The sequence below is a fragment of the Planctomycetota bacterium genome (genome assembly GCA_016872555.1).
Classification (GTDB): domain Bacteria; phylum Planctomycetota; class Planctomycetia; order Pirellulales; family UBA1268; genus F1-20-MAGs016.
Genome location: VGZO01000040.1, coordinates 1 through 23,484, shown reverse-complemented (window position 1 = coordinate 23,484; position 23,484 = coordinate 1). Strand labels below are relative to the sequence as shown.

The 23,484-nt window shown below is 73.1% G+C and carries 21 protein-coding genes, 1 tRNA gene and 1 other RNA gene; 10 read left to right on the top strand and 13 right to left on the bottom strand.

Annotated features, from left to right (window positions below; genetic code table 11):
• Nucleotides 1-315: 315 nt before the first annotated feature.
• Together smc and FJ309_12930 are read right to left on the bottom strand one after the other, a co-directional pair.
• Nucleotides 316-4,020 carry a chromosome segregation protein SMC gene (gene smc, locus FJ309_12935; GenBank protein ID MBM3955499.1) on the bottom strand — a complete coding sequence of 1,235 codons (3,705 nt, stop codon included), beginning with the start codon at nt 4,018-4,020 and terminating at the stop codon, nt 316-318.
• Nucleotides 3,935-5,620 carry a flagellar basal body P-ring protein FlgI gene (locus tag FJ309_12930; protein ID MBM3955498.1) on the bottom strand — a complete coding sequence of 562 codons (1,686 nt, stop codon included), beginning with the start codon at nt 5,618-5,620 and terminating at the stop codon, nt 3,935-3,937. The genes smc and FJ309_12930 overlap by 86 nt, the downstream gene beginning before the upstream one ends.
• Nucleotides 5,621-5,956: 336 nt before the next feature.
• On the opposite strand from FJ309_12930, the gene rimI reads away from it, so the two are divergent.
• Nucleotides 5,957-6,415 (top strand): ribosomal-protein-alanine N-acetyltransferase, encoded by a 459-nt coding sequence (rimI, locus tag FJ309_12925; GenBank protein MBM3955497.1) that lies wholly within the window; start codon nt 5,957-5,959, stop codon nt 6,413-6,415.
• Here the strand turns inward: rimI and FJ309_12920 are convergent.
• Entirely contained in the window at nt 6,318-7,706 is a 1,389-nt protein-coding gene (locus FJ309_12920; protein MBM3955496.1) for an ATP-grasp domain-containing protein, read from the bottom strand. The genes rimI and FJ309_12920 overlap by 98 nt on opposite strands.
• Nucleotides 7,707-7,808: 102 nt before the next feature.
• Between FJ309_12920 and fae the strand changes: the two genes are divergently transcribed.
• Nucleotides 7,809-8,306 carry a formaldehyde-activating enzyme gene (gene fae, locus FJ309_12915; GenBank protein ID MBM3955495.1) on the top strand — a complete coding sequence of 166 codons (498 nt, stop codon included), beginning with the start codon at nt 7,809-7,811 and terminating at the stop codon, nt 8,304-8,306.
• 159 nt (nt 8,307-8,465) lie between these two features.
• A complete protein-coding gene (locus FJ309_12910) occupies nt 8,466-9,350 on the top strand; it encodes a bifunctional NADP-dependent methylenetetrahydromethanopterin dehydrogenase/methylenetetrahydrofolate dehydrogenase (protein MBM3955494.1) in 885 nt (294 codons plus the stop codon).
• 16 nt (nt 9,351-9,366) lie between these two features.
• On the opposite strand, the gene hflX is transcribed toward FJ309_12910, so the two are convergent.
• From hflX to FJ309_12895, 3 genes are read right to left on the bottom strand one after another with little or no spacing between them, the layout of a single operon-like run.
• Entirely contained in the window at nt 9,367-10,692 is a 1,326-nt protein-coding gene (gene hflX / locus FJ309_12905; GenBank protein MBM3955493.1) for a GTPase HflX, read from the bottom strand.
• On the bottom strand, nt 10,689-11,855 hold the full coding sequence (rsgA, locus tag FJ309_12900; GenBank protein ID MBM3955492.1) for a ribosome small subunit-dependent GTPase A: 1,167 nt from the start codon (nt 11,853-11,855) through the stop codon (nt 10,689-10,691). Before rsgA ends, hflX begins: the two co-directional genes overlap by 4 nt.
• Nucleotides 11,852-12,262 carry an FHA domain-containing protein gene (locus tag FJ309_12895; GenBank protein ID MBM3955491.1) on the bottom strand — a complete coding sequence of 137 codons (411 nt, stop codon included), beginning with the start codon at nt 12,260-12,262 and terminating at the stop codon, nt 11,852-11,854. The genes rsgA and FJ309_12895 overlap by 4 nt, the downstream gene beginning before the upstream one ends.
• Nucleotides 12,263-12,486: 224 nt before the next feature.
• Here FJ309_12895 and rnpB point away from each other — a divergent pair.
• Nucleotides 12,487-12,904, top strand: an RNA gene (rnpB, locus tag FJ309_12890) — RNase P RNA component class A.
• Between the two features lie 12 nt (nt 12,905-12,916).
• Here the strand turns inward: rnpB and FJ309_12885 are convergent.
• The 3 genes from FJ309_12885 to FJ309_12875 all read right to left on the bottom strand — a co-directional run bounded on the left by FJ309_12885 (nt 12,917) and on the right by FJ309_12875 (nt 15,481).
• Nucleotides 12,917-13,357, bottom strand: coding sequence for a toxin-antitoxin system HicB family antitoxin (locus FJ309_12885; protein ID MBM3955490.1), 441 nt, complete (start codon nt 13,355-13,357; stop codon nt 12,917-12,919).
• A gap of 280 nt (nt 13,358-13,637) precedes the next feature.
• A complete protein-coding gene (locus FJ309_12880) occupies nt 13,638-14,507 on the bottom strand; it encodes a RimK family alpha-L-glutamate ligase (protein MBM3955489.1) in 870 nt (289 codons plus the stop codon).
• Nucleotides 14,508-14,524: 17 nt separating this feature from the next.
• Nucleotides 14,525-15,481 (bottom strand): methenyltetrahydromethanopterin cyclohydrolase, encoded by a 957-nt coding sequence (locus tag FJ309_12875; GenBank protein MBM3955488.1) that lies wholly within the window; start codon nt 15,479-15,481, stop codon nt 14,525-14,527.
• Nucleotides 15,482-15,629: 148 nt separating this feature from the next.
• Here FJ309_12875 and FJ309_12870 point away from each other — a divergent pair, with 148 nt between their 5' ends.
• Nucleotides 15,630-16,316, top strand: coding sequence for a metal-dependent transcriptional regulator (locus FJ309_12870; GenBank protein ID MBM3955487.1), 687 nt, complete (start codon nt 15,630-15,632; stop codon nt 16,314-16,316).
• 30 nt (nt 16,317-16,346) lie between these two features.
• On the opposite strand, the gene FJ309_12865 is transcribed toward FJ309_12870, so the two are convergent.
• A complete protein-coding gene (locus FJ309_12865) occupies nt 16,347-16,841 on the bottom strand; it encodes a 6-pyruvoyl tetrahydropterin synthase family protein (protein ID MBM3955486.1) in 495 nt (164 codons plus the stop codon).
• Nucleotides 16,842-16,859: 18 nt separating this feature from the next.
• Nucleotides 16,860-17,732: a triphosphoribosyl-dephospho-CoA synthase gene (locus FJ309_12860; protein MBM3955485.1), complete on the bottom strand. Its 873-nt coding sequence runs from the start codon at nt 17,730-17,732 to the stop codon at nt 16,860-16,862.
• On the opposite strand from FJ309_12860, the gene ppk1 reads away from it, so the two are divergent.
• From ppk1 to yidD, 4 genes are all read left to right on the top strand, one after another.
• Nucleotides 17,628-20,063, top strand: coding sequence for a polyphosphate kinase 1 (gene ppk1, locus FJ309_12855; GenBank protein ID MBM3955484.1), 2,436 nt, complete (start codon nt 17,628-17,630; stop codon nt 20,061-20,063). The genes FJ309_12860 and ppk1 overlap by 105 nt on opposite strands.
• A 125-nt stretch (nt 20,064-20,188) precedes the next feature.
• Nucleotides 20,189-21,175 carry a J domain-containing protein gene (locus FJ309_12850; GenBank protein ID MBM3955483.1) on the top strand — a complete coding sequence of 329 codons (987 nt, stop codon included), beginning with the start codon at nt 20,189-20,191 and terminating at the stop codon, nt 21,173-21,175.
• The gene (gene rnpA, locus FJ309_12845) at nt 21,169-21,582 is read left to right on the top strand and encodes a ribonuclease P protein component (GenBank protein ID MBM3955482.1); all 414 of its coding nucleotides are present in this window, start codon (nt 21,169-21,171) and stop codon (nt 21,580-21,582) included. Before FJ309_12850 ends, rnpA begins: the two co-directional genes overlap by 7 nt.
• A gap of 11 nt (nt 21,583-21,593) precedes the next feature.
• A complete protein-coding gene (yidD, locus tag FJ309_12840; protein MBM3955481.1) occupies nt 21,594-21,836 on the top strand; it encodes a membrane protein insertion efficiency factor YidD in 243 nt (80 codons plus the stop codon).
• Here the strand turns inward: yidD and FJ309_12835 are convergent.
• Nucleotides 21,800-22,231 carry an NUDIX domain-containing protein gene (locus FJ309_12835; protein ID MBM3955480.1) on the bottom strand — a complete coding sequence of 144 codons (432 nt, stop codon included), beginning with the start codon at nt 22,229-22,231 and terminating at the stop codon, nt 21,800-21,802. The genes yidD and FJ309_12835 overlap by 37 nt on opposite strands.
• Nucleotides 22,232-22,236: 5 nt before the next feature.
• Complete coding sequence (locus tag FJ309_12830) at nt 22,237-23,064, bottom strand: enoyl-ACP reductase (protein MBM3955479.1); 828 nt, start codon at nt 23,062-23,064, stop codon at nt 22,237-22,239.
• A 155-nt stretch (nt 23,065-23,219) separates the two neighbouring features.
• Here FJ309_12830 and FJ309_12825 point away from each other — a divergent pair.
• Nucleotides 23,220-23,293: transfer RNA gene (locus FJ309_12825), tRNA-Lys, on the top strand.
• Nucleotides 23,294-23,484: the final 191 nt, after the last annotated feature.

Sequence of the window (23,484 nt, the reverse complement as noted above, 5' to 3'; positions counted from 1 at the left end):
AGCCCCCCCGACGCGGAACCTGCAGCGTGGAAACGACCGCGTCGTCGCACCCCACGAGGGCCGGCGGGAGAACGCCGGGGGGGCTGGAATGGGCACACCGCGTCCGGGAGACGCTTCGCGTCCCCGGCGGATGCCACGACTCGCAGGTGTCCCCCCCTGCTTCATCCCGGCGATCGGATCCCGTGTTCCGGAACCCGATCGCGGTCTGACCGTCCACCCGTGTAGATCGAATGGTCCCGCGGTGGGACTTGAGCCGTTCTTCGCGGCGGCAGCGGTCGGAGCGGGTGACCGGCCTGTGCCGGCGGCGCGAGAAGGTCAGGCGGCGGCCCGGGGGCGTGATTCCGCGGCCCGGCGTTCGAGGTGCACCGCGACCCGTTTCGAGACCCCTGACTCCTCCATCGTCACGCCGTACAGCGTGCCGGCGGCGGCCATCGTCTTCTTTGAATGGGTGACGACGATGAACTGGGTGTCGCGGAAACCGCCGAGGGCGGCGGTGAACCGGTCGACGTTGGCCTCGTCGAGGGCGGCGTCGACCTCGTCGAGGACGCAGAACGGGCTCGGATGCGAGCGGAAGATCGCCAGCAGCAGGGCGACGCAGGTCATCGTCTTCTCACCGCCTGACAGCAGGCCGATGCCGCGCGGCTCCTTGCCCGGCGGCCGGGCGACGATCTCGACCGACGTCTCGAGGAGATCGAGCGCGGGGTCGAGGACGATGTCGGCCTGCCCGCCCCCGAACAACCTCGTGAACAGGTCGCGGAAGTGGCCCCGGACCGTCTCGATCGTCTCGCCGAGGAGCCGACGGCTCTCCTCGTCGATCCGGCCGATCAGCTGCTCGATGGCCTGCCGCGCCCGCGTCAGGTCGGCGAGTTGGCCATCGAGCGTGGCGAGCCGCTCCGCCAGGGCGTCGGCCTCCGCCAACGCCTCCATGTTGACCGAACCCATCGCCGCGAGCCGGCGGCGCAGCTGTTCGATCTCGGCGTCGAGGGCGACGCGATCGGCGACGGCGTCGGCATCGGCATCCGGTTCCGCGTCGAGCGGATCGATGCCGTAGTCCTCGCGGACGCGTTCGAGGATCCGCTCACGTCGGTGGCGCAGCTCCCCCGCCTCGAGCTCATGGCCGTGGAGGGCGGCTTGGAGGGTGGCGAGGCGTTCCCGTTCGGCGGCAGCCGTGGCCGCCAGGCGGCTACGGGTGTCGAGATCGGCATCGCGACGGTCGGCGGCGGTGCGCACCGCGCGGGCGGCATCTTCGGCGCTCCGGGCCGCGGCGGCCAGCGCCTGGCCGGTCGAGAGCTCCTCCCCCTCGAGCTCGGCGTGGCGGGTGGCGGCGGCGCTCCACCGGGTGGCGAGGGCGCCACGTTCGTCGGCGAGCCGCATGGCCTCTGCCTGGGCGCCGGCCGCGGCCGTCCGGGCTGCAGCGACGCGCTCGGTGGCCGCGTCCCTGGAGGCGCGGAGGCTGGCCAGCGCTTCGGCCACGCTGCCGCGGGTGCGATCGAGGGCCGCCAGCTCGGCCGCGGTCCGCTCCGCTTCGTGGGCCGCCTCGGCTTCGAGGCGGCCGTGTGCCTCGAGGTCGGCCGCCGCGAGACGCTCCGCCTCGGTACAGGCGACGAGGTCCCGCTCGGCGGCCGCCACTGCGGCCGCGGCGGCGGTGCATTCGTCATCCGCCCGGGCGGCGTCGTGCGCTCGCCGGTCGCGCTCGAGCCGGCAATCGGCAAGCTCCGCCGCGGCCTGATCCCGGCGGGTCCGGGCGAGCCGGGCCGACTGCTCGGCCGCCCGGGCCGCCGCGGCGGCCTCGTCGCGCGCCTCGCGGGCGCGTCCGACAGCCTCGAGCAATTCGTCGGCCCGGAGCCGGGCCGCGCGGAGCTCGGCGCGGCGGGCCACCAACCCGACCGCCGCAGCCTGGTCGCCGACCTCGGCCACTGCGCGCCCGGTGATCGCCTCCCCCCGGCGCGTGAGGGCGATCGTGCCGGCGGGTGCCCCGGTGAGGCAACGCCGGGCGGCGATGAGATCGTCGACGACCCACACATGGCCGAGGATCCGGGCGGCACGGTCATCGTCGCGGCCGTCGGCGGCGACGAGTCGGTCGAGCCGGCCGACGACGCCTGCGGTGTCGTCGGGCGCCCAGGTTTCCGGTGCCGGGAGGAGGTCGGGGGCGACGATCGTCACCCGGCCGCCGGCCGAGAGCGCCGATCGGCCCGCCGGCGTTTCCAGCCACGCTGCCAGCGCCGCGGAGGCCTCGACGCCGGGCGCGACGGCGATCCCGTGACGGAGTGGCCCGAGGGCGACATCGACCAGCGCCGCCCACTCGAGCGGCACGTCGAGCGTGTCGGCGAGCAGGCCGGTCGCGTCCGGCAGCGCACCGCCGCCCGGAAGGGCGAGCACTTCGCGGACCGCGTCGGCGACACCCTCGTGCCGTGCCGTCAATTCGCCGAGGACGGCGACGCGCTCGCGGCAGGCGCCGAGCGTCGTTTCCCAGGCGGCGAGGTCGCGGTCGGCGGTGGCCACCGCCTCGCTCCGCGCCAGGCTGTCGCGCTCCGCCGTCGCCAGGGCGGTCGTGGCGGCGGCGACGCGGTCACCGAGGGCCGTGACCGCTCCGTCGAGGGTCGCCAGCGCCCGTTCGGTGTCGGCGCGTCGGCCACGGAGCGCCTCGGCGCGCGTCCGCGCCGCCACGAGGACCGACCGCGCCGCGTCGGCCCGGTCGGTGGCGCGACGCCCGTCGGCGACGATCCGGAGCCGCTCACGTGCCAGCGACTCCGCCCGCGCGGCGAGCGCCCCGAGGCTCGTGCGGAGGTCGGTGGCCTGCTGCTGGCCTCCGGCGGCGGAGCGCTCCATGTCGGCCAGGGCCGCGGCCAGTCTGGCTTCGTCGCGGAGGGCGTCGTCGACGGCGGCGGCGGCCTGGTCGGCGGCGGTGCGGGCGCCGGCGGAGCGCCGGCCGGCGGCGGCCAGGTCACTGGCCAACGCACGAGACTCGTGGTCCGCGGCAACGCGCTGGCGGCGGAGGGCGTCGAGGGTCGCCGCAACCGTGGCGGCGGCGAGGTCGTGCCCCCGTGCCTCGGCACGGAGCTCGTCGAGGAGTGGCCCGGAGCAGAGCAGCTCGTCCTCGAGCGCGGCCGCGGCGGTCGTCGCCGCGTCGGCGGCGGCCTGCGCCGCGGCTGCCGCGGCGCAGGCCGCGGTGATCCGCGCCGCCACGGTCTCGGCATCGGTGGCGACGGCGGCGAGGTCGCGGCGCGCGGCCGAGAGCCGCAGTGCCCGCAGCCGCGCGCTGGAGTCGCGGTAGGTCCGCGCCCGGGCGGCTTGGGTGCGCACCGTCTGGAGCCGTGCGGTGAGCTCGCCGACGATGTCGGCGAGACGTTGCCGGTTCTGTTCGGTCCGCTCCAACCGTCGGAGTGCCTCCGTCCGGCGGGCGCGGAACCGCGTGATCCCCGCCGCCTCCTCGAAGACGGCGCGGCGGTCGCGGCCGGAGGCGACGAGGAGCGCGTCGACGCGCCCCTGCTCGATCACGCTGTAGGCCTCGGTGGCTGCCCCAGTGCCGCTGAACAGCTCGCGGATGTCGCGCAACCGCGCGGCCTCGCCGTTGATGAGGTATTCCCCCTCGCCGCTGCGGTAGACGCGGCGCGTGATCCGGACCTCGGCGGCGTCGACGGCCAGCGCCCGGGCGGCGTTGTCGAACGACAGCGTCACCTCGGCGGCGTTGAGCGGCCTGCGCCCGGCCGAGCCGGCGAAGATCACGTCGGTCATGTCGCGGCCACGGAGGCTGCGGACCGACTGCTCGCCGAGCACCCACTTCAGCGCGTCGACGACATTCGATTTCCCCGAACCGTTCGGTCCGACGACCGCGGTGATCCCGGGGGGGAACTCGAAGCGCGTGCGGTCGGCGAAGCTCTTGAAGCCCGCCAGTTCCAGCGCCGTCAGCCTGGTCATGGGTCGGGCCCGCCGGTCACGACTCGTCGCTAACGGCGACGGTGTCGACCTCGTCGTCGCGCTCGCGTGTCGAGACCTCGTCGTGGATCGAGAGGCGGCCATCGCCTTCGGCCGGCAGGGCGTCGAACGCCAGTCGGCTGGCGAGGCTCCGGCTCGAGGAGGCTTGCTGGATGAACTGCACGACGTCGGGATAGGTGCCCCCGACGGCGACGATCGAGCGGGCGACGTCGGCCACCTTCGGCGCCACCGTGACGACGCGATCCTCGGCACCGGGGAGGAACCGGCTCACCGTCGCCTGGCCGTCGGCGACGACGACCACGATCGAACCGCCGGCTTCGGCGCGGAGGCCGTCGCCGAGCGGATGACGGGTGCCGAACAGGACGAGCTCGGGGCGATGGCTGCGCGTGAGGTGGACGAGCGGCGGGCCGTCGACGTCGACGACGTGGATGGTGCAGGCGTCGCCGAGCCGCTCGCCGCGGACGATCGGCAGCGAGGGATCGAGGTGCGACAGGGCGCGGAACGCTCCGTAGCGCGTCTCGGCGCTGGGGCTGTCGAGGAGCGACTGGAGGGCGTCGATGCCGTTGGCGTCGTCGAGCACGGCCAGCGCGGCGAGCGCCGCAGGGCGGGCGCTGCGCAGCGTCGCCGCGGCTTCGGCGAGGTGGGGCGCGGCGGACGACTCACCGAGGTAGGCGAGTGCCTCGGCGGCGACGAAGCGGATCTCGGCATCGGTCGAGTCGAGGGCGGCGGTGAGGATCGGCACGGCGTCGCGCCCCACCGCCTCGAGGCGGATCGCCGCGCTCGGCGCCGTCACCGGGTCGTCGAGCTGCCGGGCGAGGAGCTCGAGCCGCGCGTGGCGGCCGGCGGGGGGTTCGACCACCGCCACGCAGCGGACGACGCGGATGTAGTGCGCCAGGCTGCGGGCGTAGGCCGGTGGCACTTCGAGTTCGATGAACCGGTCGGTCTTCGGCGTCGCCACGCCGCGCTTCGTCCCCTTGATGACCGCGTGGAAGCGCTTGTTGATCGCGTCGCCGACGCGCTTCGAGAGGGCTACCGAGCGGTGCTCCGGTGTGATCGCCAGGCCGATCGTGCGGTTGGTGGTCGACACGCCGCCCCCGGGGACGCGGGCGCGGAGCCGGGAGAGGGGATCGAGCGTCCCGCCCGAGACCGGGTCGACGAGCAGCGGGCCCTCGGCGAGACCGAGGACGCGGCCGTCACGGATCCGGTTGCCGAGCACCGCCATCTCGGTGAGCCGCGTCTCCATCAGCCAGCCGTTGGCAAGGCTCGAGGTGCCGTTGTCGGGGGGCACCTCGACGGAGACGTCGAACCGGTCCCCTTTGCGCACGCCCGGCGGCAGGTAGCCGCGCACCCAGACCAGCGACGTTGCCGGCGAGGCGAGGAGCGTCTGCGGATCGTCGACGCCGCGCGCCTGCATGTCGGCGAGGAGCATCTGCCGCTGGCTGCTCGGCGGGGGATCGCCGCCGGTGCCCGCCAGGCCGGTCACGAGCGCCGCATGTTCGACGCGCAGCGGTCCGGTGCCGTACGGGGTGGTGTAGTCGCCGACGAGCTTGGTGTCGGCGTCGAGGGTCACCAGGGCCTCGACTTCCGGGCTCTGGCTGCGGATCGCGGGGCCGGCGCAGCCCGGCGCCGTGACGAGGGCGGTCAGGCACCATGCGGTCGCAGCCCGGGAACGGGAGATCGCCATCGTTCACCGCACTCGCTGGGAAGGTCGGGCACGTGCCGGAAAACCGGCGGGGCGGGAGGCTAGGAATGCCGGCGCCGCCGGTCAAGGTGGATCGTGGTGCGGCGCCCGCCGCGCCACGGAGCCGCCGCGGCGCGGCAAGCGCCGCAGGATGGCGAGCCGGGGACGGTGGAAAGCCGCAAACCTCCGCGGCGGAACCGTCTTGGAGGTGCGGCGTCACGTTGCTACGGTGCCGCCCCCGCGGCGGACGGGATCCAGGGCCCGGCGCGGCGTGCCACTCGGGAGCGAGCAGACGTGACGAAAGTCGAAATGGCCCGGCCGGCGGTGCACGTGCGGTGGATGATCCGCCGCGACCTCGTCGAGGTGCTCGACATCGAACACGAGGCGTTCGAGTTCCCGTGGAGCGAGGACGACTTCATCCGCTGCCTCCGCCAGCGCAACTGCATCGGCATGGTCGCGGAGATGGCCGAGTCGGTGGTGGCGTTCATGATCTACGAGCTGCACCGCTCCCGGCTCCACCTCGTCAATCTCGCCGTCCGGCGCTCGCACCGGCGGCTCGGCGTGGGGACGCTGCTGCTCGATCGATTGGCGGCCAAACTCGCCCCGGACCGTCGCGACCGGATCCTCCTCGAGGTCCGCGAGCGCAATCTCCCCGCGCAGCTGTTCTTCCGCTCGCTCGGCTACCGGGCGATCGCGGTCCTCAAGGACTTCTACCAGGACTCGACCGAGGACGCGTACCTGATGCAGTACCTGTCTTCCGGAGCGGTCGTCGAGGCCGTGCCGCGGCGCGCTGCCTGAGCCAGTCGCGAAGGAGTTCGTCGACCGCGTTCCTCCGGGCCGCGAGGGCCCGCGTGGCGGCCGTCGCGTGCCGGCCGTGGGCGAACACGCTCAGCAGCGGACCGTGGTCCGGAAGCACCGCCCCCGCGGTGGGGATGTCTGCCAGCGCCGGCCAGCCGCCGTCGAGCCGAGTCCAACGCGCCGAGAGCGCCGTGACGCGGTCGACGAGCCGGTCGTCGGCCCGGCAGGGCGCGGGGGTGCGGACCAACGCCTTGGCCCACGCCCCGGGGAGCGCTTCGGGTGGCGTCGCGCGGCCGGCGTCCGGGTAGCCGAAGCACTCCAGGTGCGCGGCGGCGAGCGACCGGCCGTCGTGGCGCTCGTGGAGCTCGGCCGATGCCGTGGGGCGCGGGTTGATCTCGATCAGCACCGGTGCGCCGGCCGGCGTGACGAGGAAATCGACGCCGATCATGCCGCGGAGGCCGTCGCGCCTCCACAGGGCCTCGCCGAGGCGGACCAGCGCCGTGTGGACCGCGCCGGGGAGATGGCGCGGCGGCCGCGTGACCCCGGCACACCAGGCGAACGACGCCGCGCCACGCCGCGCGGGGCCGAGCAGCTGGCGGGCGACGCCCACCAACCGCGGTCCCGCCGGGGCGATCAGGTACGTCGCCCCCCAGGCCCGTCCCGCGACCCTGCGCTGCCAGCAGTCGGGGCCGGGCCGCGCGGTCGTGGGGCCGGTCCACGGCTCGATGCCCGCGCCACCGGCGCCGTGGAGCGGCTTGATCAGCCAACTGCCGTCGCGCGGCAACCCACGGGCGCTCGCGCGGGTGGCAGGGAACGTCATCCGCGCCGCCCGCGCCAGGCGTGCCAGACCGGCCGGGGTGCGGACGGCTGCCAGTGCCTCCGGTGGCACGCCCGCCAAGGGCCGGTCGAGCGCCAGCGCCGCCAGTACGCCGGGATGGTTCTCGAGGGCGCCGGTGTAGGTCAGCGGTCCGGCGGGCAGCCGGCCGACGGCAGCCGGCAGCGCGGTGGGATAACCCTCTCCAAGGCGCGTCGCCGATGCCGCAAGCGCGATCAGATCGCCGTCGGCGAACAGGTCGACCGTATGCACGCGCCAGCCGCCGCGCACCGCCGATGCCGCCCAGGCCCGGGCGCTGGCGCCGACGACGACGACGGCGCGCGGCTCGGCGGTGGGGCGGGGAACACGCACGAACGGGCTCGGCGCAGGGGGGTGGAGCGGCTCGGTGCGGGTGCCGCCGCGGCTTGTCGGTGCCGGTGACCGTGGTATTCTTGCGGCCCGTCCGCGGGGTGTCATTCCGCGGCGTCGCGACGGCGGTGATCGCCGGGCGCCGCGACGGTGTGGGGGCTGTCGAGCCTCCGCGCTGGGTGGATCACGTGTCACGAGGAGGTAGCGAGCATGTCGATGTTCATCGGTGAGGCGCTCAGCGGCGAGGGCAACGAGATCGCCCACATCGATCTCCTGATCGGCAGCAAGGACGGCCCGGTCGGCGTGGCCTTCGCCAACGCCCTGGCGCGGCAGAGCGAAGGGCACACCAACCTGCTCGCGGTCCTGACCCCGAACCTCGCCGTCAAGCCGGCCACCGTGATGGTCACCAAGGTGACGATCAAGGGGATGCGGCAGGCGGTGCAGATGTTCGGCCCCGCGCAGGCGGCGGTCGCCAAGGCCGTCGCCGATGCCGTCGCTGCCGGCGTCATCCGCAAGGCGGACGCCGAGAATCTGGTGATCGTCTGCGGCGTGTTCATCCATCCGGGTGCCACCGACGACAAGAAGATCTACGACTACAACTACGCCGCCACGAAGCAGGCGATCGAGAACGCCATGAAGGGCAGTCCGTCGGCAGACGAGATGATCGCCGGCAAGGATTCCGCGGCGCATCCGTTCCGCGGGTTCTGAGACCGGGCGGGCCTGCAGTCCCTCGGCTCCCTTTCGTCGTGTCACGGGCCGCGCCGGATCATGTCCGGCGCGGCCCGGCGCGTGTCATGACTTGCAGTCTCCGGCCGGACGCCCCCGTGGCGGATCCGCCGAGCCGCTCCCGCCCCGGCGACCATCACCATGCCCCGACGGGTCTTGATCCAGCTCGACTGCGATCCCCAACCGAGCACGTTCGACGCGGTCGTGGCGGTCGATGCCGGCGTCGACGTGCTGCTGCGGCACGGCGGCGTGACACCGGACAACGTCGTCCCGCTCGTCCACGGCGCGATGTTCACCCGGGGCGGCGCCGACCTTGCCGCGACGGCGATCTTCGTCGGTGGCAGCGACGTCGCCGCCGCGGAGGAGGTCTGCCGGCGCGTCAGCGCGACGTTTTTCGGACCGGTGCGGGTCGGCGTGCTCCTCGATCCGTCGGGTGCCAACACGACCGCCGCCGCCGCGGTGATCGCCGCCGCCCGTCACCTCGCGCTGGCGGCCGATGCAGCCACCAACGAGGAGCGCGTCGCGGCGGTCGTTCTCGGGGGCACAGGACCGGTCGGCCAGCGCGTGGCTCGGCTGCTCGCTGGGCGCGGCGCGGCTGTCACGCTCGTCTCCCGGGATCGCGATCGCGCCGCCGCGGCGGCCGCGCGGATCGGCCAAGCCAGGCCCGGGGCAGCCGTGGAACCGCTCGCCGTGGCCGATTTCGAGCGCGATGCCGGGGGCGTGCTGTCGCGGGCCGGGCTGGTGGTGGCGGCGGGCGCGACCGGGGCCACGCTCCTCCCGCGGGCGATCCGCGAGCGCTGTTCCGCAGCGGTCTACATCGACCTCAACGCCGTCCCGCCGGCGGGGATCGAGGGGATCGCCGCGACCGACAAGGCGCGCCCCGACGGCCGGGCGGTGTGCTACGGCGCCCTCGGCGTCGGTGGCACGAAGATGAAGATCCACAAGGCGGCGATCGCGCGGCTGTTTGCCCCCGACGCGCCGTTCCTCGACGCCGAGGAATTGCTGGCGATCGGCGCCACGGTGTGACCGGGCCGCCGGCCGCTCACTCGGCGGCTGGCCGGTCGGATGGGGCGCCGGTCTCGTGGGGAGCGCGATGGGGCCGGACCACCGCCTCGGCCCTGTCGATCCTCCCCAGCAGCGCCGCGGGGAGCCGGCAGTGGATCGTGACGCGCTCGGCGGCGAAGTGGCGCGAGAGCACCTCGCCGTGGGCGGCGATCCAGGCGAGCAACCGGCCGTTGCCCGGATCGGTATCGACGTCGATGTCGCTGAAGTTGCGCCCCAGACTGTCGCTGGTCGCGCGGGCCAGCCTCGCGATCCCCGTGCCCGACCGCGCCGAGACCGCGACCGCCTGCGGATACCGGTCGAGCAGCGCGTCGAGCACCGGCCGCTCGGCGATGGCGTCGATCTTGTTGAGGACCAGGAGCGTGTCCTTGTCGGCGACTCCGAGCTCGTCGAGCACGGCGCGGACTGCGGCGATCTGCCGGTCGACAAGCGGGCTCGAGGCATCGGCGACGTGGAGGAGCAGGTCGGCCTGGCGCGTCTCTTCGAGCGTCGCTTTGAAGCTGGCGATCAGCCGGTGGGGAAGGTCGCGGATGAAGCCGACCGTGTCGCTGAGCAGGACCGGCCCCCAGCCCGGCAGCCGCCAGCGCCGCGTGCGGGTGTCGAGCGTCGCGAACAGCTTGTCCTCGGCGAGCTCGTCGGACCCGGTGAGGCGGTTGAGCAGCGTGCTCTTGCCGGCGTTGGTGTAGCCGACGAGCGACACGGTGAGATGATCCTGCCGTGCGGCCACCTGGCGCTCGCGGCGGCCATGGATCCCGGCCAGCTCCTCGCGCAATTCGTGGATCCGCTTCTCGACGAGACGCCGGTCGACCTCGAGTTGCTTCTCGCCGGGCCCGCGCATCCCGATCCCCATCTTGAGGCGCGAGAGATGGGTCCACATCCGCTTCAGGCGCGGGAGCGAGTATTCGAGCTGCGCCAGTTCGACTGCCAGCCGTGCCTCGTAGGTCCGGGCGCGGGCGGCGAAGATGTCGAGGATCACCTCGGAACGGTCGAGGACCTTCGTCGACAGCGCTTTCTCGAGGTTCCGTGTCTGGGCAGGGGACAGGTCGTTGTCGAAGATCACCACGTCGGCGTCGTTGGCGGCGACGAGCGTCGCCAGCTCCGTGACCTTGCCCTTGCCGAGGTAGGTCGTCTGGTCGGGGCTGGCACGGCGTTGCGTCAAGCCGGCGACGACCGTCGCGCCGGCCGTCTCGGCGAGGCCGCCGATCTCGTCGAGCGGGTGCTCGGGATCCGCCGGCTCGTCGAGGAGCACGCCGACGACGACCGCCCGCTCCGCCTGCACGCCCTTGCGCGGTCCGGGGCCGCTCATGCTTCCTCCTCGGCTGTCGACCCGGCGAGATGGCAGCAGCTCTCCCAACGGCGCGTGTCGAGGAGGCCGTCGGCGACGCCGTCCTTGACCGCGCACCCCGCCTCGTGGCTGTGTGTGCAATCGGGAAACCGGCACCGGTTGGCGAACGGCCGTAGGTCGCGGAATGCGGCCGGCACCTCCGCCGGCACGATCCGCCACGGTTGGAATTGGCGGACGCCGGGCGTGTCGACCAGCGCGCCACCGTGGGCGAGGGGGATGAGGCGCGACGTGGTCGTGGTGTGGCGCCCCTTGTCGTTGTCGGTGCTGACCGCGGCGACCGCGAGGCCGAGGCCCGGCTCGATGGCGTTGAGCAGCGACGACTTGCCGACGCCGCTCTGGCCGACGACGGCGGTGATCCCCGTGGCGACGATACGTCGCAGCCGGGCGATGCCGGTGCCGTCGCACGTCGAGCAGAGAAGGACCGGGTAGCCCATCCGCGCGTACACGCCGGCGAGGGGAACGAGCCGGGCGCGGTCGACGAGGTCGGTCTTGTTGATGCAGACCACCGGGTGGATTCCCGCCCCCTCGGCGGCCAGCAGGAGGCGGTCGACGAGGCCCGGCTTGAGGTCGGGCTCGGCAGCACTGCCGACGATCACCACGCGGTCGACGTTGGCCACGATGACATGCTGCTGCCCGCGGCTCGAGCGGCAGAGGACGGTGCGGCGCGGCTCCACCGCCTGGATCAGGTCGGCGCCGCCGGCACCGCCGGGGCGGACGACGACGTCGTCACCGGCGACGATCGGATGGCGGGCGCTGCTCGACAGCGTGCGGAGGACGCGGCTGGTGGTGCAGCGCACGATCGCGCCGTCGACGGCTTGGACGAGGCTCTCGAGCCCGTGGACGCGGAGCACCCGCCCACGCCAGGTGGCAACGCCGTCGTCGATGCGTTCGACGACGGTGCGCTTCCGCGTCAGGTCTCCCTTGCCCGACAGCCGTTCGCCGGCGGCGGCGTCGGCCACCGCGTCGGGATCGCCGCCGACCGCACGCGTCAGGTCGCCGTTGCGGCGCCGGACCCCGCGGTTCTTCCGCAGCTCGACGCGGAACTTCCGGGTTCGTCCCTTGCCGGGCAGGTCGCCGGGTCCAGGACCGGCGGGCTGGTCACGATCGCGCCTCCGGCCGCTCATCGCGGGGGACGGGAATCGTCCCGCGAACGCCGCCGTTCGAGACCTGCGGCCTCGAGGAGGCTGCGGCTCAGGGGATCGCGGCCGGCGTTGTCGTCGACCGGTGCACCGGTCGCGCCGAGCCGGACCGGCTCATAAACGATCTCGAATTCATGGCGGGCGATCGACAGCGTGTCGCCGGGGTCGAGCCGGCGTTCGGCGACCCGCGTGCCATTGACCTTGGTGCCGTTGCTGCTGGCAAGGTCCTTGACATACCAGAAGCCGTCGACGAGCGACAATTCGCAGTGCGACCCCGAGACATTGGGCCAGCGGAGCACGATGTCGCAACTCTCGCGACGCCCGACGACGAGAAACTTCTTCATCAACGGGATCGTGTCACCGCCACCGCGCGGATGCAATTCGCCGTACATCTGGCCGCTCTCCCGTGGCCTAACGCCACTTCCGAGCCCCACCGCCACCCGGCGGCACGTCATCTCCCGCCGGGAACGGCCCGCGCCATCACCCGGATCCCAGGCACTCCCCCTGCGGCAGGGTAGTGTTGCCGTCGCCCTCGCCGAAGGCAAGCGATGGGATCGCGATCGCTTCCCCGGCGAACGCGCATGCTATCGTAGCTGACGAATGGGCGGCACGGGACGGAGTGGATCGGACGGTCGCCGCACGGCGGTGCCCGACGGCTTCGGCCGGAGGACACCGCCCGGACGGAGGAAAGTCCGGGCTCCAAGGGCGCGGTGGTGGGTAACGCCCACCGGTCGCGAGGCCAGGGACAGTGCCACAGAAAGCAAACCGCCGGCGGGTTTCCGCCGGTAAGGGTGAAACGGTGAGGTAAGAGCTCACCAGCGGACCGGGTGACCGGTTCGGCTCGGCAAACCCCACCGGGAGCAAGGCCAAGCAGGGGGAAGATCGGCCGCAAGGCCGGCACGCCACGGCCCGTGGCGTGACCACCCCCGGGTCGGCTGCTGGAGTCGCCGGGCAACCGGCGACCGAGAGACATGACCGTCACCGGCGGGTTCGCCCCGCCGGGACAGAACCCGGCTTACAGGTCCGCTCCGTCCCGTCCCGCCCGTTCAATCCGCGTTGTCGTCGCCGCTGCCCGGCTCGCGCCGGGCCCGGTCGTCGAGGATCCGCAACAGCTTCGAGATGCACAGGGTGTTGATGCTCACCCGGTGGTCGTCGGCCTCCGCCTTGAGTTGTTCGTGGAGCGAGCGGGGCATCCGCACCGTGACCACCCGCTGGGCTTCCCGTTCCGGGGGCCGGTCCCTCTGCCGGCTCCGCAGGTCGTCGAGCAGGTCGCGGATCCGGGCGTGCTGCGGCGAGCACTCGAACTCCGCCAGCGAGTCGGGATCGCGGAAGCTGCGGCGGATCACCCCGTCGACCCCGAGGACCTCCCGGAAGAAGACGACCCAGTCGGGGTCCATGGCGTGGAGTCGCTCGGCCACCTGGAGAACGGTGTCGGCCTGATCGCGAACCGGGGGGGCTGTCGTGCCTGCATGGTTCCGATGTGCCATGGAATCCTCGGGAACTGTGAACCTGGGAAGACCTCGCCGTCGGAGACGAATGGAACCGCTCCAGCGACCGCACCGATGCTTGCGCAGCGGTCAAGTGATGGCACGAAGTCATTCCAATTCATGGGTTTGTGACCATTGAGACGACACTGGCTCGCGATCAGGCAGAGGTGCCTGGTTGGAAGGCAACGGGTTGCCTGCCCAAAGAAGAGGCAGCTCCCCCGAGTCTCAGCGTGCCAACTGTCCTTGTCGGTTTTCTCGGAAGAAACCGAATAAGCGGGGGCTACCCGGCGGCCAAGGCGAGATCGACGACCGCGGCGGCGATGTCGGTGTCGCAGACCGACTGGAGCCCCCGCCAGCCAGGGACGCCGTTCACCTCCAAGACCACCAGCCCCCCGTCCCGATCGGGGAGAAGGTCGACCCCCGCCACGGCCGTTCCCACGGCGGCCGCGGCCCGGCGCGCCAGGGAGAGCCACGCTGCCGGTGGCGTGAACGTCTCGGCACGGGCGCCGCGGGCGAGATTGAGCCGCCAGTCCCCCGTCGCCACCCGCCGCATGGAAAAAGCCCGGTCCCCCACCAGCAGGATCCGCACGTCCCAGCCGTCGTGGTGCACGAATTCCTGCAGGTAGCACACGCGTCCCTCGGCCAGGCCGGCGGCCATCCCGGCGAGGGCATCGCGCGAATCGACCCGCTCGATCCCTCGGCCACGCGAGCCGAACAGCGGCTTGGAGACGGCGTCGCCGCCGAGCGACTCCCAGGCACCGACCAGGTCGTCGGGACGCTGCACGACGACCGTCCGCGGCACCGGCAGGCCGGCGGCCGCGATCCGCGCCAGCGACAGGTATTTGTCGATCGCCACCTCGAGGCCGCGTGGCTCGTTGATCACGCGCCGGCCGGTCGCGGCGAGGCGGCCGAGGATGTCCATCCGGACGATCACCTCCTCGAGGCTGCCGGTGGGCATCGTCCGGACGAGGATCGCCCCGGCATCGGCCAGCGCCGCCGGGCCGAAGACCTCGGCCGTATCGCCGCGCCCGAGTGTCGCGGTCACCGCGGGCCACTCGACGACCGTCGCCGCCCGGCCGCGCGCCGCGACGGCACGGAGCAGGTCGCCGACATGCCAGCCGCGCGGGTCGCCGAGGATCGCCAGTCGCATGGCAGGGGCTGCTCTCGTCACGCGCCGGCGAACGACCGGGCGACGATCTCGGGGGCGGGGTGGCCGAACGACTGCCGCCGGCCCGTGGCGCGGTTGACGAACGTCACCTCGGCCGGCGCGAACAGCGCCGGGTCGATCGCGTAGAAGTCGCCCCCCGCGCGGGTGAAGACCTCGCGGAACGGGCTTCCGTAGGCGGGGGAGCCTGCGCTCACGACCTGCGGTCCGACCGCGGCGAGCGCGTCGTCGTCGGCATCGACCTCGAGGACCACGCGCCCGCCGTAGAGAATCGCGTCGTTGGTCAGGCCGATCGCGGCCAGGTCGTCGCCCGCCACCGGGGCCAGGGGCGCACGGCCGCTGCCGCGGACGATCCGCTCGAGATCGAAGCCCGCGACATGGAGACGGTGGAGCGCCGTCTCGAGCGAGCGGGCGATCACCTGGAGCGTCCCCGCCGGGCTCGCCGTTCGGGCGACGAGAATCGCGAGCCGCTCGGGAGAGACACCGGCGTCGGCCGCGAGCCGTGCGCAGACGTCTTCAGCGGGGAGCTTGCCCGCCTCGAGAAGTGCCACGGCGACGTCGTCGCGTTCGCGCCGGCCGATGTCGTCGTACAGCGCCTCGCGCCCGACCAGCGCACGGAACGGGCCGCTGGCCATCGCGAAGAACTTTCCCACCGACACCTTCCACCCGGCGTACTGTGCGGCCAGGCAGGCGGTCACCGGGTCATCGCTGGAGACAGCCACCGCGGGCCAGGGGCAGCCGGGCCAGAGCGGCTCCGTACCCGCCGGGTCGAGCCGGACGTGGCCGCGGTCGCCGAGCGCCGTGCGGGCCACGAGCAGGCCGGCGGCGTCGCTGCCGGGGGCGACGACACCGCAGTCGAGCACGGTCGCCCCGCCGACGCGATGTACGGCGACGCCAAGTGCGGCCGCGCCCGCTTCGATCTCGGCGGCGATCGCCCGGGCAGCGGCGTTGAGCGACATCGTGAGGCGCACCGGCGGGGTGGGGGCGGGGCGGGTACCATCTGGGCTCGGCTTCCGCTGCGTCCGATCATCGGGCAGCGGTCGCCGGCCGGCAATGGCCGCGGGTGGATGACGGCGTCCGGGGCACGCGGCGATCGGGAGAGGGGTGATGCCCAGCCTGACGGTCGAGAACTACGTCAAGACGATCTACCAGATCACCTCGTCGCAGGGAGGTCGGCCGGCGACCACCGGGCAGCTCGCCACGGCGCTTCGAGTCTCGCCGGGCACGGTGACGAGCATGCTCAAGACGCTCGACGTCGCCCGCCTCGCGACCCACCGGCCCTACGAAGGCGTGTCGCTGTCGCGTGCGGGTCGCGTGCTGGCGCTGCGCGTGCTGCGGCGCCATCGGCTCCTCGAGTTGTTCCTGATGCGCGTCCTCGACATGACCTGGGACGAGGTCCACGACGAGGCGGAGCACATGGAACACGCCGTCAGCGACCTGCTCGTCGACCGGATTGACGCCTGGCTCGGCCACCCCGACGTCGATCCCCACGGCGATCCGATCCCGCGCGCCGACGGCGAGTCGCTGCCGGCTCCGGCGGGCGGGCCGCCGCGGCCGCTCGCCGACTGCGACACCGGCGTCACCTTCCGGCTGGCGCGCGTCATCGACCAGTCGGCCGAGTTCCTCCGCTACCTCACCGACGCGGGCCTGGCGATCGGCACGGTCGGCGAGGTCGAGCACCAAGCCGACGGCGGCGGCCTGATGCGGATCCGCGTGCCACGGGGGAGCGTGGCCCTGGCGCGGGACGCGGCGGCGAAGCTGTTCGTCGTCGACGAGCCGGCTGCGGCACCGTGACGCGGGCGCGAGGGCAACGCGGAGCGCCGGTCAGTCGGGCGTCCATGTCCAGGTGCCCCACTGATCGAGGCACTCGTCGACCGCCACGCTCAGCCGCTCTGGGCGCGCCGGCGCCGTCGCGAGCAGTTCGCCGCCGATCCACCGCGCCAGCCACTCGGCGGTGGTGTTGGCCACCGGGAGGAGCGCACACTCCTCCGCCGGAAACACCCAGCGCCGGTTCGCGAAGCGCACCGTGACCTCCGCGCCGCCGAGCGGGCCGGTGGCCGTCGCCACCGGGAGCAGCGGGTTGCCGGTCGCCAGCAGCATCCGGTGGTCGAGCCGCGCCAGCACCGCGGCGAGCCGGTCGCGCAGCCAGATGAAGTCGACCACCATGCCGTGGCGATCGGGTGTTCCCGACCACTCGACGGCGACGCGCCAATTGTGGCCGTGGACCGGCTCGCAGAGGTCGTCGGTGAGCGTGATGAAGTGGCCCGCCGCGAAGACGTGGACGGCCTTCTCGAGCCGGACCGAGAACTGTTCACCCATCGGCCGGGTCCCCGCGGTTCATCCTGCGGCGCCGACGGCGTCGATCGCCAACCGGCCCTCCCAGAGGAGAATGTACAGGGCGGTGGCGACCAGATCGGCGGTCGTGCCGGGATTGATCCGGTTCGGGGCCCGCAGCCGCGCGTCGAGGCGCCGGGCGGCGGAGCGCCAGTCGGGCGCTGCGAGGACGGCTGCCGCCGCGCGTGACAGGTCGTCCGCGACGCCGGCGCCATGGCGCCGGGCGACATGGGTATCGGGCTCGCGGGCGAGTTGCCCGAGGAAGGCGCGCACGATCGCGTCGTCGAGAGTCGCCGCGGCCGCGACCTCGGCGGCGAGGTCGGCGACGAGCCCGTCGTACAGCGGCCGGTAGCCCTCGGCCCACAGCCGGGCGATCCGATCGTGGCCGGCGGCGGCGCGCATCGCCGCCATCAGGTCGGGTGGGGGCGCGGCGGCGAGGTCGTGTTCCGGCCGCCGCCCGAGGCCCCCCGGGGCGGCGAGGCGGATCGCCTCCCAGACGTCGGCGGCGTCGGCGGGGGTGAGGTGGGCGAGCGTCGCCTCGACAGCGCCGGGGTCGAGCGGGCCCGGCGCGCCAGGCGTGGCGGCGAGCGGCGCGGTCGCCAGCACGATCCCGAGGTTGGCGTTGGAGCGCGTGACGCGCCGGCTCGCGCGGACGCCGGCGAGGATCGTCTTCCCGAGCGGTCTCCCGGCGGCGGCGTCGAACGGCTCCGCCAGCGCCCGCCCCGCGGCGACGAGCTCGCCGTGGTCGAGATCGGGAAACGCCGCGCCGGGATGGACGTTGCCTGGCTTCGGCGCGTTGGCCTCGAGCCGGCAGGCGGCAGCGATGCAGCGGCCGCGCGACGGCGCCGGGACGGGAGGTGGAGTTGGGCGGGTCATCGGGGTGCTGCGGGGGCTCCGGACGGCGGGCCGGGAGAGCGCAGGGTAGACTCCCCAAGGCCGTCCTCCAACCGTCCGGATCACTGCTCGCGCCACGGCTCCACGTCTGTCATGTCAGTCGCCGACCCCCCACCCGCCATCGAGCCCACCGCCGCCGAGGCGTTCATCAACCGCGAGTTGAGTTGGCTGGAGTTCAACCTCCGCGTCTTCGAGGAGGCCGAGAACCCCGACAACCCGCTGATGGAGCGGCTGAAGTTCCTGGCGATCGTCAGCTCCAACCTCGACGAGTTCTTCATGGTCCGGGTGGCGGGGCTCCGCGAACAGGCGTTCGGCGAGAGCGCTCCGCAGGACGAGGCCCCGGACGGGCTCCCCGCCGTCGAACAGCTCCGCCGGATCGGCGTCCGCACGCAGGAATTGGTGGCCCGGCAATACCGCTGCCTCCGCGAGAGCATCGGCCCGGCGATGGCGGCCGAGGGATTCGGGCTGGTGCGCCACGCCGATCTCGACGCCGACCAGCGCGCGGCCATCGACCGCTTCTTCTACGAGCGCGCGCTGCCGATCCTCACGCCGATGGCGATCGACCCGTCGCATCCCTCGCCGCGCTACCACAACCGCGGGCTGTACATCGGCGTCCAGCTCGAGCGCCAGCAGGGGCTCGGGCCGAAGCGCCTGTTCGCCGTCGTCCAGGTGCCGCAGGTGCTGCCGCGGTTCATCAACGTCGGCTGCGCCGTTCCCGGGCAATTGCGCTTCGTGCTGCTCGAGGACCTCGTCGCGGCGCGGCTCTCGGAGCTGTTCGGTGGCTTCCGGGTCCTGTCCTGGACGACGTTCCGGATCACGCGCGACAGCGACCTCGAGCTGCTCGAGCAGGAATCGGACGACATGCTCAAACTGATCGAGGAACGGCTCAAGGCGCGGCAGCGCGGCCAGGCGGTGCGGATCGAGGTCTCGGCCCGCGCCGCCGACGACTCCGTGGCCCGGGCGATCATCGACGAAGAGGAGCTCCAGCAGGGGAGCGAAGACGGCTACTCCGAGGTCTACCGGATCGACGGGCCGCTCGATCTGACCTGCCTGTGGGAGCTCCACCGCCTCCCCGGATACCCGCAGCTCCACGACCGGGCGTTCACGCCGCGGATGCCACGCGGCCTCGAGCGCCGTGGCGACGACCTGTTCGCCGAGATCGCCGCGCGCGACATCCTCCTCCACCATCCCTTCGAGTCGTTCGATCCAGTCGTCGAATTCGTCACCCGGGCGGCCGCCGATCCGCGCGTGCTGGCGATCAAGCAGACGCTCTACCGCACCAGCGGCGATTCGCCGATCTCCCGCGCCCTGATCGCCGCGGCCGAGGCGGGCAAGCACGTCACGGCACTGGTCGAGCTCAAGGCGCGGTTCGACGAGGCCAACAACGTCTCCTGGGCACGGCTCATGGAGCGGGCCGGTGTCCACGTCGTGTTCGGGTTCCTCGACCTGAAGACACACTGCAAGCTGTCGCTGGTGATCCGCGCCGAGGGGCAGGGGCTGCGCCGCTACGTCCACCTCGGCACCGGCAACTACAACCCCACCACCGCGCTGTCGTACACCGACCTCGGCCTGTTCACCGCCGACGAGCAGATCGCCGAGGACGCCTCGGCGGTGTTCAATCTCCTCACCGGCTACTCGCAGGGGCACGCGTGGCGGAAATTGGTGGTCGCTCCGGCAGATCTCCACCGGCGGACGCTCGAGCTGATCGACGGGCAGACGGCGCGGGCCCGGGCAGGGAAGCCCGCGCGGATCGTCGCCAAGCTCAACGCGCTGGTCGACCGCGAGGTGATCGTCGCCCTGTACCGGGCCAGCCAGGCGGGGGTGCCGATCGACATCATCGCCCGCGGCATCTGCGCGCTGCGGCCGGGGGTGCCGGGCCTGAGCGAGACGATCCGCGTGCGGAGCATCGTCGACCGGTTCCTCGAACACAGCCGGCTGTACGTGTTCGGCCCCGACGACGACGCGCGGGTGTTCATCGCCAGCGCCGACTGGATGCCGCGCAACTTTTTCCGGCGCGTCGAGGTGATGGTGCCGATCGAGAGCCCCGATCTGGTCGCCCGGATCCTCCGCGAGATCGTGCCGGTCTACCTCGCCGACAACACCCGCGCCCGGGTGATGGACAGCGACGGGGCGTTTCACCTCCGCCAGCCGCCTGCGGGAGAGCCCGCGATCCGCTGCCAGAGCATGTTCCTTGACGGCGACTCGGGAGCGGTCGCCGCCGAGCCTTCGTCGGGCCCGGTCCCGCGTGGGCGGCGCGCGCAGCCGCGTGGCGAGGGGGCTGCGCGCCGTGAACGGCGCGGAAGGCAGCGATAGCGGCCGGCGGCTTGCCCGCCGACGAACACCGGTCCTACACTGCTTTTCCGAAGCTTTTCTGCCATCGGTCACCCGTCCCCCGTGCGGTGCTGGGCTGTCCGCGGCGCTTCCCCAGGCGGTTCGCGATGGCCGACGACCATTACCAGACGCTCGGTGTCCCGCGGACCGCCTCGGCCGACGAGATCCGCAAGGCCTACCGCGAATTGGCGCGGAAGTACCACCCCGATCTCCATCCCGACGACGATGCGGCGAAGGAGAAATTCAAGCGCGTCCAGACGGCGTTCGACGTCCTCAACGATCCCGGCAAGCGCGAGATGTACGACCGCTACGGCAGTGCGTTCGAGGGCGCGCAGGCCGCAGGGGGACGGCGCGGTGGGCGGGGGCCGTTTCCCGGCGCCGGGTTTCCCGGAGGCGAGGGGGGCGGCTTCGACACCGGCGAGATCGATCTCGAGAGCCTGTTCGGCGGCGGCTTCGCCGACCTGTTCGGTGGCCAGGGAGCGGCCCCCGGAGGGGGTGGCGGGTCGAAGTCGCGCTCGCGCCGCCGCGCCACCCAGGCCACCGGCGACGATCTCAAGAGTGCGCTCGTGGTTCCCTTCAAGCTCGCGATCGAAGGGGGTAAGAGCGACCTCCGCGTCGACCGTGGCGGAGGCGCGGAGACGATCAGCGTGACGATCCCGCAGGGCATCGCCGACGGCGCGAAGATGCGGCTGCGTGGCCAGGGAATGCCCGGTGCCGGCGGCGGACCGGCCGGTGACTTGCTGCTCGAGGTCAAGGTCGAACCCCATCCACTCTACCGGCGCGACGGCGACACGCTCACCGTGCCGCTGCCGGTGTCGCTTTCCGAGGCACTGTCGGGGGCGAAGGTCGACCTGCCGACCCCGTGGGGCACGATCACCCTCCGCGTGCCGCCGCTGACCAGTTCGGGTCGCCGCCTCCGCGCCGCGGGGATGGGAGTGCACCATGGCGACGGCACGCGCGGCGACCTGATCGCCGAGGTCCAGGTGATGCTGCCGGAGGGCGCCGACGCCGCCGCGGTCGAGCGCCTCCGCGAGGCGGCCGCCGCTGCCGAGCCGCCGTCAGGGAGCGGGCCGCGGTCGCGGCTCCAGTGGTGACCGACCGGCCGGCACCGTTTCCGCGTGCGTCGCGCCTCCGCAGCGCCGCCGACTTCGCACGGGTCTACGCCGCCCGGCGGACCGCGGCCGGTGGCGGGCTGGTCGTCCATGTCCGCCGGCGCGACGAGGCCGGCGGTCCGCGGCTCGGCCTGTCGGTGTCGCGCCGCGTCGGCAATGCCGTCGTCCGCAACCGCTGGAAGCGGCGTCTTCGCGAGGCCTTTCGCCGGATCGCGCACGCGCTGGCCGCCGATCACGATTTCTGCGTCGTCGTCCGAACGAGCACGGTGCCGGCCGGGGCCGCGGGGCAGCGCGAAATCGAGACGTTGCTCGTCGATCTCGGCCGCCGCGCCGTCGGCCGGCGCGAGCGCCCCGGCGGTGAGCCCCCGGCAGCGGGCCGACGGAGGTGACGGCCATGGACATGCCGCGCCGCCTCGGCCGGGTCGTGCATCACGGGCTGGTCGCGCTGGTGGTGGCCGCGATCCGCGGTTATCAGTGGCTCCTCAGCCCGCTCCTCGGCGCCACCTGCCGGTTTCGGCCCACGTGCAGCGAATACGTCCGGATCGTCATCGAGCGCGACGGCCTGGTGAAGGGCTCGTTGCGGGGCCTCGCGCGGATCGCTCGCTGTCACCCCTGGCATCCCGGCGGCGACGACCCGCCGTGAGTGGCGGCGGCGACGAGCCGGGCGACGACGGCCGCGTTGGCGGCGGGGAAGGGCAGGCTGGCCAGGTCGCCGCGCGCTACCCAGCGAAATGGCGCCCGCGGCGCCGCGGCGCGATCGACGGGCGTGGCCGCGACGAACGTGATCTCGAGCACGCTGTCACCGGCCGCCGACGGCACCCGCGCGATCTCGGCGCCGACGACGACCGCGATCCCGGTCTCCTCGAAGCACTCGCGCGCCGCCGCGGTCGCCGGATCCTCGCCGGGGAGTTGCTTGCCCCCGGGAAACTCGGCGCGCCCCGGCGCCTCGCGGGCATCCGCACTGCGGCGGCCGACGAGCACCATCTCACCGTCGGTCACGACCGCGACGGCGATCGCCGTCGCGCTCCCGCGCGCCATCCCCGTCACTCCCCCGGCTTGCGGACGAGGTTCAGCAGCCGCCCGGGGGAGCCCATGATGTTGTAGCCGGCATCGACGTGGAGGATCTCGCCGGTGATCCCCAGCGAGTCCTTGGAGAGCAGCCACGCGCCGGCCTTGCCGACCTCCTCGTGGGTGATGTTGCGCCCCATCGGCGACATGTGCTCGTAGAGTCCGAGCATCTCCTCGACTCCGGCGCCGCGGCCGGCGAGCGTGCGCAGCGGGCCGGCGCTGATCGCGTTGACGCGGACGCCGGCCGGGCCGAGGTCGAACGCCATGTATTTCACGCAGGCGTCGAGCGTCGCCTTGCAGACACCCATGATGTTGTAGCCGGGCACGACCTTCTCGCCGCCGAAGTAGGTCAGCGTGAGGATCGAGGCATCGGCCGCGAGGATCGGCCGCGCCAGCCGCGCGACCGCCAGGAGGCTGTAGGCGCTGGTCTCCATCGCGATCCGGAAGCCCTCGCGGCTGCAGTCGGTGGTCGGCCCCTTGAGGTCCTCCATCGGCGCGTAGGCGATCGAGTGGACGAGGAAGTCGATCGTGCCGAATTCCTGCTTTGCCCGGTCGATGACCGCGGCGATCTGGTCGTCGCTCGACACGTCCATCGGCACGAGAAACGCCGCGCCGGCCTGGCCGTCGGTGAGCTGGGCGACGCGGCGCCGGTTGCGCTGCCGCTCGTCGTCGGGGCGGTCGGGGAGGTGGGAAAACCCGATCCGGCCGCCGTCGGCGAGGATTTCCTTGGCGATGGCCCAGGCGATCGAATGGTCGTTGGCGACGCCGAGGACGAGCCCCTTGGCTCCGGCGAATCGGCCCATGGGAAGCGACTCCGCGGGGAGGGATCCTTCGGCTCAATGTTTTGCGGGGTGCGGCCGAAGGGAGAGGGAGCGGAATGTAGCCGGTCGCGGCGAGCGGCATCAACGCCGCCCCGCCGCTTGCCGCCCCGCCCCGCCGGCGGTAGAAAACTGCTTCGGCCCCGTTAGCTCAATTGGTCAGAGCATCTGACTCTTAATCAGAGGGTTCTAGGTTCGAGTCCTAGACGGGGCATTGGTTATTTTAGTCGCGGCCCTTCGGCCGCGATTTTCGCGCGGCGGCTTTGCTGCGGATCGGGCGCGGCCCTTCGGCCGCGATTTTCGCGCGGCGGCTTTGCTGCGGATCGGGCGCGGCCCTTCGGCCGCGATTTTCGCGCGGCGGCTTTGCTGCGGATCGGGCGCGGCCCTTCGGCCGCGATTTTCGCG

Excerpts from the sequence above, each read along its gene's own strand:
- smc (MBM3955499.1), bottom strand. The coding sequence starts at position 4,020 with ATGGCCGCCTCTCGATCCACGACGAGGTCTCGACACGCGAGCGCGACG.
- FJ309_12930 (MBM3955498.1), bottom strand. The coding sequence starts at position 5,620 with ATGGCGATCTCCCGTTCCCGGGCTGCGACCGCATGGTGCCTGACCGCC.
- rimI (MBM3955497.1), top strand. The coding sequence starts at position 5,957 with ATGATCCGCCGCGACCTCGTCGAGGTGCTCGACATCGAACACGAGGCG.
- FJ309_12920 (MBM3955496.1), bottom strand. The coding sequence starts at position 7,706 with ATGACACCCCGCGGACGGGCCGCAAGAATACCACGGTCACCGGCACCG.
- fae (MBM3955495.1), top strand. The coding sequence starts at position 7,809 with ATGTCGATGTTCATCGGTGAGGCGCTCAGCGGCGAGGGCAACGAGATC.
- FJ309_12910 (MBM3955494.1), top strand. The coding sequence starts at position 8,466 with ATGCCCCGACGGGTCTTGATCCAGCTCGACTGCGATCCCCAACCGAGC.
- hflX (MBM3955493.1), bottom strand. The coding sequence starts at position 10,692 with ATGAGCGGCCCCGGACCGCGCAAGGGCGTGCAGGCGGAGCGGGCGGTC.
- rsgA (MBM3955492.1), bottom strand. The coding sequence starts at position 11,855 with ATGAGCGGCCGGAGGCGCGATCGTGACCAGCCCGCCGGTCCTGGACCC.
- FJ309_12895 (MBM3955491.1), bottom strand. The coding sequence starts at position 12,262 with ATGTACGGCGAATTGCATCCGCGCGGTGGCGGTGACACGATCCCGTTG.
- FJ309_12885 (MBM3955490.1), bottom strand. The coding sequence starts at position 13,357 with ATGGCACATCGGAACCATGCAGGCACGACAGCCCCCCCGGTTCGCGAT.
- FJ309_12880 (MBM3955489.1), bottom strand. The coding sequence starts at position 14,507 with ATGCGACTGGCGATCCTCGGCGACCCGCGCGGCTGGCATGTCGGCGAC.
- FJ309_12875 (MBM3955488.1), bottom strand. The coding sequence starts at position 15,481 with ATGTCGCTCAACGCCGCTGCCCGGGCGATCGCCGCCGAGATCGAAGCG.
- FJ309_12870 (MBM3955487.1), top strand. The coding sequence starts at position 15,630 with ATGCCCAGCCTGACGGTCGAGAACTACGTCAAGACGATCTACCAGATC.
- FJ309_12865 (MBM3955486.1), bottom strand. The coding sequence starts at position 16,841 with ATGGGTGAACAGTTCTCGGTCCGGCTCGAGAAGGCCGTCCACGTCTTC.
- ppk1 (MBM3955484.1), top strand. The coding sequence starts at position 17,628 with ATGGACGTTGCCTGGCTTCGGCGCGTTGGCCTCGAGCCGGCAGGCGGC.
- FJ309_12860 (MBM3955485.1), bottom strand. The coding sequence starts at position 17,732 with ATGACCCGCCCAACTCCACCTCCCGTCCCGGCGCCGTCGCGCGGCCGC.
- FJ309_12850 (MBM3955483.1), top strand. The coding sequence starts at position 20,189 with ATGGCCGACGACCATTACCAGACGCTCGGTGTCCCGCGGACCGCCTCG.
- yidD (MBM3955481.1), top strand. The coding sequence starts at position 21,594 with ATGCCGCGCCGCCTCGGCCGGGTCGTGCATCACGGGCTGGTCGCGCTG.
- FJ309_12835 (MBM3955480.1), bottom strand. The coding sequence starts at position 22,231 with ATGGCGCGCGGGAGCGCGACGGCGATCGCCGTCGCGGTCGTGACCGAC.
- FJ309_12830 (MBM3955479.1), bottom strand. The coding sequence starts at position 23,064 with ATGGGCCGATTCGCCGGAGCCAAGGGGCTCGTCCTCGGCGTCGCCAAC.